Consider the following 7,469-nt stretch of genomic DNA (forward strand, 5'->3'; position numbering starts at 1 on the left):
TAACTGACATCGGCCTGCTTGTCTCTGGCTATCACGATATGTAGTTTTGAACGACGTATCTACGGTGCTTGCCCGTACAGGTAAAGTTTTCGAGCAGATGGAGAGGCTATGAAACGTAAGCAGGAAATCACGTCGGTTCGCTGGGATCTGGCGCTGCGCTACCGTTTGATTGAGACGGTAGCCTGGTGGGAAGGCCGGTTAACCACGGGCCATCTGATGCAGAGCTTCGGCATCAGCCGCCAGCAGGCGTCGAAGGACATCAACTCGTACATTTCCGAGTACGCGCCGAAGAACCTGGAATATGACAAGCATTTGAAGGGGTACGTGCCGAGCCGGCGCTTCAAACCGCTATTCATTGATGACAGCGCCAGCGCCTACCTGCACCTGCTCAACCAGAATCACGACCGCGCACCGCACATTGAAGGCCTGGCCTTGGCCTACGCACACACTGAAGTGCTGCGGGTGCCGGATCGCACGGTTCGCCCGGAGTTGCTGCGCCCTCTGCTACGTGCCTGCCGCGAAGGACTGCGTCTGGAGTGTGAGTACGTGTCCTTCAATACCCCGGATGGCGAAACGCGGCTGATCGCCCCGCACACGCTGATCTACACCGGCATGCGCTGGCATGTGCGTGCCTATTGCGAGCGCAATGCCGACTACCGTGACTTTGTGCTGAGTCGCTTTCGCGGCGTTCCCGACCTGATGGATGACCGCTCTACACACGGGCGGGATGCCGATAGCGGCTGGAACACCCCGGTGCAGGTGATCATCGCACCGGACTCGCGCCTCAAGCCGGAACAGCAAGCCATCATCGAGACCGACTACGGCATGCACCAAGGACAGCTGGTGGTCGAAACGCGGGGCGCGCTGGTGCAGTACGTGCTGCAGCGCTACCAGATCGACCCAACCAAGGTGCATGCCAAAGCCACCGCACAGCAGATCGTCGTCGCTAACCTCGATGAACTGCAGCCCTGGCTGTATCACTGAACGCGGAGTTCCCATGGCTACTCAGCCTCAACTGTACACCCTGCATATCCAGCTGGAGCCGCTGCATTTCAATCCTCCGATCTGGCGGCGGATACAGGTGACCGGCGACTGCACGCTACGCAAGCTGCATCATTTCATCCAAGCTGCGTTTGGCTGGAGCAGCGTCCATCTACATGAGTTCAGTGACGGGCTTAATCGCTACATGCCGCTGGACGCTGATTTTGCAGACATGTTCGAAGACGCCCTGGACGATCGCAAGGTCAAACTGAAGCGAGTCCTGAAGAACACAGACCGACTGCGCTACCTCTATGACTTCGGTGATAGCTGGCAGCATGTGATCGCAGTGGAGGCCAGCGAGCCCTGTGATTTCAGCGGAACCTGGTGCGAAGTGCTAGACGGCGCCCGCGCCTGCCCACCTGAAGATGTGGGGGGAGTTCCGGGCTATCAGCACTTCCTGCAGATTACCCAACAGGCAGACAGTGACGAAGGCCGCAGTGCACTTGAATGGGCAGGCGGCAGCTTCGATGCAGAGCTATTTGATCGTCGAGCGGCCAACGCCGCCGTGCAGCGGATCTGCAACAACTTCTGGGGCTAGCCGACTTGCCCAACAAGCTGCCAACCCTCTCGAAGCAAAGTTTCAGTCATGCAGAGCACCGGCTTTCAGCAAGAATGGCCTCACACCCTGAATTTAGACGGATCCGGGCCATGAAATTGGACGGACCGTTATCATGCAGATAGTCGGCAGTTAGCCATACTCATCCCTGGGTTCAGCCGTGCTCAATCACATGGCATGGCAGCCGGAGGTGAGCCGCGCTGGCATTGTAGGCATGTCAAGAACGCAGCTGCTCTCTTCCCATTGCGTGGGGAATAGGCAGAACCTCTGATAGTTGATCGCCCGGGCGTCAAAGCGGACAATCCTGTACAAGAATACAGTAATCACTACCATGTCCGTCCCACTACCGCCCGAGCTCTACTACCTCAGCAATTTCCGCACGGCACTCGCCTGGGTAGGTGAGCGCTATGCCGACTTGCTGTCGGATGAAGAGCGCGCCTTTCTCGACACCTTCCACACCATGGCCTGGCCATCCCAGGCTTTGCTGGTGCGTATGGTCATGCGCAAGGGCTGCCATTTTCGCCTGAGCAAGCTCGTCTACCCGGAAATAGGCGACTGCCTGGCGGCAGCCGGCCCACTGCTTGAACAGGGCTGGATCACCGAACAAGCGGTGCTGACCGTGGATGAGGTTGCCGAGCTGCTGCGCAAGGATGAGGTGCTGACTTATCTGCCGCTCACCGACCGCCGCGCCACGCAGAAGAAGGCCGAGCTGCTCGAACAACTGCTCGGCACGGAGCTACCTGCTCAGACCTTCAGGGACTGGTGCCCTGGGCTGGATGATCAGTTGCTGAGCTTGATGGTGGGCGAATTGTGCGACCGTCTGCGCCTGATGTTCTTCGGCAATCTGGCCCAGGACTGGTCCGAATTCGTGCTGGCGGATCTGGGTATCTACCGCTATGAATCGGTGGACATAAACCCGGAGTCACGGGGCTTTCAGTGTCGTCAGGATCTTGAGGATTACCTGCACCTGCGCCAGTTGCGCGTCAGCGTTGAGCAAGGTGCGGATCTGGCGGACATTGTGCCGCCGTTATTGGCGTTCAGTTCAAGCAACCCCTACCTGTGCAGTCGCCAGTCGCGCCTGTTGTTTCAGATCGCTCAGCAACTGGAGAAGAGCTGCGAGTTGGAGCAGGCCCTGCTGCTCTATCAGAAAAGCAATCATGGCGAAGCCCGCTGGCGGCAGATTCGCGTGCTGGAACAGCTGGGTCGTGATAGCGAGGCCCATGATCAGGCGCTAGCCTTTAGCCAGGAGCCGGGCGGTGATGAAGAAAGTCAGCGTCTGGAACGGGCCCTCACCCGCCTGCGGCGTAAGCTCGGCCTGCCGACGATGAAGCGCGCCAAGGCAGTGGGCGAGAGCCGTATCGACCTGGTGTTGCCGATGCCGGCACATGGCTGTGTGGAAATCGCCGTGCGTGATCATCTGCAGCAGGATGATGCTCCGGTGCATTACGTGGAAAACACCCTTATTTGCAGTCTGTTCGGCTTGCTGTGCTGGGAGGCGATCTTCGCGCCGCTGCCGGGGGCGTTTTTTCACCCGTTCCACAGCGGCCCGGTGGACCTGCACAGCCCGGACTTTTATGCGCGTCGCCAACCTCTTTTCGAGCGCTGCCTGCAGCGGCTTGAACAACCCGGCTACGGGCAATTGATCAAGGATCGGTATCAGGAGAAGCTCGGCCTGCAATCACCCTTCGTGTTCTGGGGCATGCTCGATGAGGCGCGCCTGGAACTGGCCCTACAGTGCATTCCTGCCGCCCATCTGCATGCCTGCTTTACCCGCCTGTTGCGTGACCTGAAAGCCAACCGCGCCGGCATGCCGGATCTGATTCAGTTTTATCCGCAGGAACAGCGCTACCGGATGATTGAAGTAAAAGGCCCAGGCGACCGCCTGCAGGACAACCAGAAGCGCTGGCTGGCGTTTGCCGCCGAGCAGGGCATTCCGGTCGAGGTCTGTTACGTGAGCTGGGACGTGGCATGACCTACACCGTAGCGGTGCGTGCCCTCTGCGAGTTCACCGCCAAGGAGGGTGATCTTGACCTACGTTTCACGCCCTCACCCACCGCTCAGGAAGGCATCGCCGGTCACCAGACCGTGGTGGGCCGGCGTGGTTCTGACTACCTTGCCGAACTGCCACTCAGCGGAAGCTACCCCGGACTCATCGTCAGTGGTCGCGCTGATGGCTATGACCCGGAGCGCAATCGTCTCGAAGAAATCAAAACCCACCGGGGCGATATCAGCCGCATCCCGGCCAATCACCGGGCCCTGCATTGGGCGCAGGTGAAGGTCTACGGCTGGCTGCTCTGCCAGCAGTTGGATCTGCAGGAGGTGGAGCTGGCCGTCGTTTACTTCAACGTGCTCACCCACACCGAGAATGCCTTCATCGAAGTGATGAGTGCCGCCGACCTGCAGCAGTTTTTCGAGCAGCAGTGTCAGCGCTTTCTGGTCTGGGCAGAGCAGGAAGAAGCCCACCGAAAAATACGCGATGCCTACCTGGATACGCTGCGCTTCCCCTACCCCGATTTTCGCCGTGGGCAACGCCAGTTAGCCGAAGCGGTGTATCGCAGTGCCCGTGATGGCCACACCCTGATGGCTCAGGCCACAACAGGTATCGGCAAGACGCTGGGCACCCTCTTCCCTCAACTCAAAGCCATGCCGGGCCAGCAGTTGGATCGGCTGTTTTTTCTCACGGCCAAGACGCCCGGTCGGCGCCTGGCGCTAGACGCCCTGCACAGCCTGCGCGAAGGAAACGATGCCACGCCGCTGCGGGTGCTGGAGCATGTGGCCCGCGACAAAGCCTGTGAGTATCCCGACAAGAGCTGCCATGGCGAATCCTGCCCACTGGCCAAGGGCTTCTACAATCGATTGCCTGCAGCCCGCGAGGCCGCACTACGGCAGCGCTGGCTGACTCAGGAGCAAGTACGCAGCATTGCCCTGGCTCATCAGGTCTGCCCCTACTACCTGAGCCAGGAGCTGTGCCGCTGGGCCGATGTGGTGGTCTGCGACTACAACTACTACTTCGACATCAGCGCCCTGCTCTACGGCCTTGCCCAGGTCAACGAGTGGCGCGTCGCCGTACTGGTCGACGAAGCGCACAACCTGGTCGAGCGTGCCAGGAGCATGTACACCGCCGAGCTCGATCAAGAAGAGTTTCATGAGCTGTGCCGCATCGCACCCTCAGGCCTGCGCAGCGTGCTGCAGCGCGTCAGTCGACACTGGGAGCAGCTCAACCAGGTGCAACAGGTGGACTATCAGATCCACCCTGTCGTGCCGGACCTGCTGGTGGCAGCGCTGCAGCGTGCCGTCAGCGCCATCACCGATCACCTGACCGATTACCCCAACGGTCAGGATCGACTGCTGCTGCAGTTCTACCTCAACGCCATGCTGTTCTGCCGGCTGAGCGAGTCCTATGGGCCGCACTCGCTGTTCGATGTAACCCGCCAGAACACTCAAGCGATTGGTGATCACACCACGCTGTGTCTACGAAACATCGTGCCAGCGCCCTTTCTCGCCAGCCGCTTCAGCGACGCCCACACCACTACCCTGTTCTCCGCGACGCTGCGCCCGGCCCGGTACTACCAGGATCTGCTGGGGTTGCCCGAGGAAACCCAGTGGATCGATGTGGAGTCGCCCTTCTCGGCCGATCAGTTGGCCGTGCGCGTGGTGCGCAACCTGTCGACCCGCTACCAGCACCGCGAGTCCAGCCTCGCGCCGATCTGCAGGCTAATGGCCGAGCAGTACCGCAGCACCCCCGGTAACTACCTGGCCTTCTTCAGCAGCTATGCCTACCTGGAGCAAGTACGCGAGCTGTTCATGACGCTGAATCCGGACATTCCAAACAGCGTACAGACCCGCAGCATGAATGAAAGTGAGCGCCAAGCCTTTCTCGATGGCTTTACGATCCACTCCGAGGGCATCGGCTTTGCCGTGCTCGGTGGTGCTTTCGGCGAAGGGATCGACCTGCCCGGCAAGCGGCTGATCGGCGCCTTCATTGCCACTCTCGGCCTGCCACAGATCAACGCAATCAACGAAGAAGTCAAAGCGCGGATGCAGCAGATGTTCGGTGAGGTGAATGGCTATGACTACGCCTATCTCTATCCGGGTCTGCAGAAGGTGGTGCAGGCGGCTGGCCGGGTGATCCGCACGGTCAATGACCAGGGCGTGGTGTATCTGCTGGATGATCGCTTCGGCCAGGCCAAAATCAGGGACCTGCTACCCACGTGGTGGAAGGTCGAACCCTACCGTCTGTGAGCCCTGGCGACACAAGCGAGAGCAAATCGATCAGACTGCACGGCCACCATAAGCCAGCCTTGCCAACCCGACCATCACCAGCCCTGTGGCCAGCAGGGTCAAATACTCATTCATTGAACTCAGCATGATCAGCATGGTGAACACTCTTCGGTTGTGATGTGTCGACCATAGGCCGGATCGCCAGGTGAGGCGATGCGTAAACTTTTCACCCGTAAACATTTAGTACACATGCCTAGCGGCACAGATGGACGCGCCTTGAAGGATTCCAACATTGCCTGATACTGTACATAAATACAGTTAACGGCAATTTCCCATGAGCAACGCCCAGATCCTTGGCGCACTCCAAGCCAGTAGCACGCGCTTACCCTGCTTTGACGCACACATTCCAGCCGGTTTTCCCAGCCCGGCGCTGGACCACATGGAACACAAGCTGTCGCTTGATGCACTGCTGGATTTGCAAACACCGCATACCTACGTGGTATCGGTTAGCGGTGACAGCATGACAAGGGCTGGCATCTTCGACGGCGACCATCTAATCGTCAGCCGCGCTATCCCGGCAAAACCGGGCCATGTGGTCGTTGCCTGTCTCAACGGCGATGTTCTGGTAAAGCGCCTGGCAAAGGAGCAGGGCCAGTTCATCCTGCAGTCAGAGAACCCGGCCTACTCTCCGCGCTACATCCTGGAGAACGATGAGCTGACGATCTGGGGCGTCGTCACTCATAGCCTGCGGAATCACCTCACCCATGGCTGATCCGGTATACGCACTGGTCGACTGCAACAGCTTCTACGCCAGTTGCGAGCGTGTGTTTCGTCCGGATCTGTTGCGCACACCAATCGTCGTGCTCAGCAACAACGATGGCTGCGTGATTGCTCGCTCTGCCGATGCTAAGCCGTTCGTGAAAATGGGCGCCCTGTTCCATGAGATCAGAGGCGACCTCAAGCGCCACGGCATCGTCGCCTTCAGCAGCAACTACGCCCTCTATTAAGTTAGGTGGAATGCTTTTGAGCTAGGCTGAATCCGTTGACGCTCAGGGGGCGCCCATGACCACCACCCCATTGCACAAGCAAGTGTTAAGTCGTTATTCCAGTGTACAAGCTTGGCTGGAGCTCTTGGGTAATCTGGGGCGTGCGCCGGCCACCCTTGACGCCTATGGCCGTGCCCTTGCGCATTACTTATTGCATTGCGAAGGGAGTGGGCTGAAACCCGAATCCGCGACATTCGAACAAGTCACGCTCTACATCCGTGAGCTGCTACCTGGCGCAAAGAGCGCGGTGGCGAATTCAACCTTGCACCAGCGGCTTACTGCTATCCGGTTGTGGTACGACCACCTCGTTTTTCAGGGTCTTTGCGAGCACAACCCCGTGCCCCGCGGACAGCATGGTCGGCTGGCCCAAGTGCCTGGACATGGAGGGTTTGTCAGGGGCTTGCTCCCACGGCTGATTAAGTTGCCAGACATTCCCACCGATGAGCAGTGGCGACACTTTCTCAGTATTGCGGCCAGGTCTGTTGCCGCTGACCGAAAACTGACCCAGTAGAGGCTGTTCTGCCGACTGAAAACTGACCCAGGTGTTCAACTGCTTCTGCTCAATTTTTGAGCAGGAGAACACAGGGTGATCAGTATGGAAATGA

5 protein-coding genes and 2 pseudogenes are annotated in these 7,469 nt (G+C 59.2%); all 7 read left to right on the forward strand.

Going from position 1 to position 7,469, the window contains the following annotated elements; all coding sequences use genetic code 11:
• The first annotated feature begins 108 nt into the window (after nucleotides 1-108).
• Complete coding sequence (locus tag QMX85_RS09140; RefSeq protein ID WP_282340032.1) at nucleotides 109-984, forward strand: WYL domain-containing protein; 876 nt, start codon at nucleotides 109-111, stop codon at nucleotides 982-984.
• Between the two features lie 13 nt (nucleotides 985-997).
• Nucleotides 998-1,579, forward strand: coding sequence for a plasmid pRiA4b ORF-3 family protein (locus QMX85_RS09145; RefSeq protein WP_033982999.1), 582 nt, complete (start codon nucleotides 998-1,000; stop codon nucleotides 1,577-1,579).
• A gap of 349 nt (nucleotides 1,580-1,928) precedes the next feature.
• On the forward strand, nucleotides 1,929-3,569 hold the full coding sequence (locus QMX85_RS09150) for a VRR-NUC domain-containing protein (RefSeq protein WP_282340034.1): 1,641 nt from the start codon (nucleotides 1,929-1,931) through the stop codon (nucleotides 3,567-3,569).
• Nucleotides 3,566-5,839: an ATP-dependent DNA helicase gene (locus QMX85_RS09155; RefSeq protein WP_282340035.1), complete on the forward strand. Its 2,274-nt coding sequence runs from the start codon at nucleotides 3,566-3,568 to the stop codon at nucleotides 5,837-5,839. The genes QMX85_RS09150 and QMX85_RS09155 overlap by 4 nt, the downstream gene beginning before the upstream one ends.
• A gap of 313 nt (nucleotides 5,840-6,152) precedes the next feature.
• A complete protein-coding gene (locus QMX85_RS09160) occupies nucleotides 6,153-6,590 on the forward strand; it encodes a S24 family peptidase (protein ID WP_279649741.1) in 438 nt (145 codons plus the stop codon).
• Nucleotides 6,583-6,822: pseudogene (locus tag QMX85_RS09165) on the forward strand (DNA polymerase V subunit UmuC); the annotation flags it as partial. The gene QMX85_RS09160 and the pseudogene QMX85_RS09165, both read left to right, overlap by 8 nt.
• A 58-nt stretch (nucleotides 6,823-6,880) precedes the next feature.
• Nucleotides 6,881-7,345 (forward strand): annotated as a pseudogene (locus QMX85_RS23490) (site-specific integrase); the annotation flags it as partial.
• Nucleotides 7,346-7,469 lie beyond the last annotated feature (124 nt).

This window comes from Pseudomonas sp. PS02288 (genome assembly GCF_029959715.1).
In the GTDB taxonomy this organism is placed as follows: domain Bacteria; phylum Pseudomonadota; class Gammaproteobacteria; order Pseudomonadales; family Pseudomonadaceae; genus Pseudomonas_O; species Pseudomonas_O kuykendallii.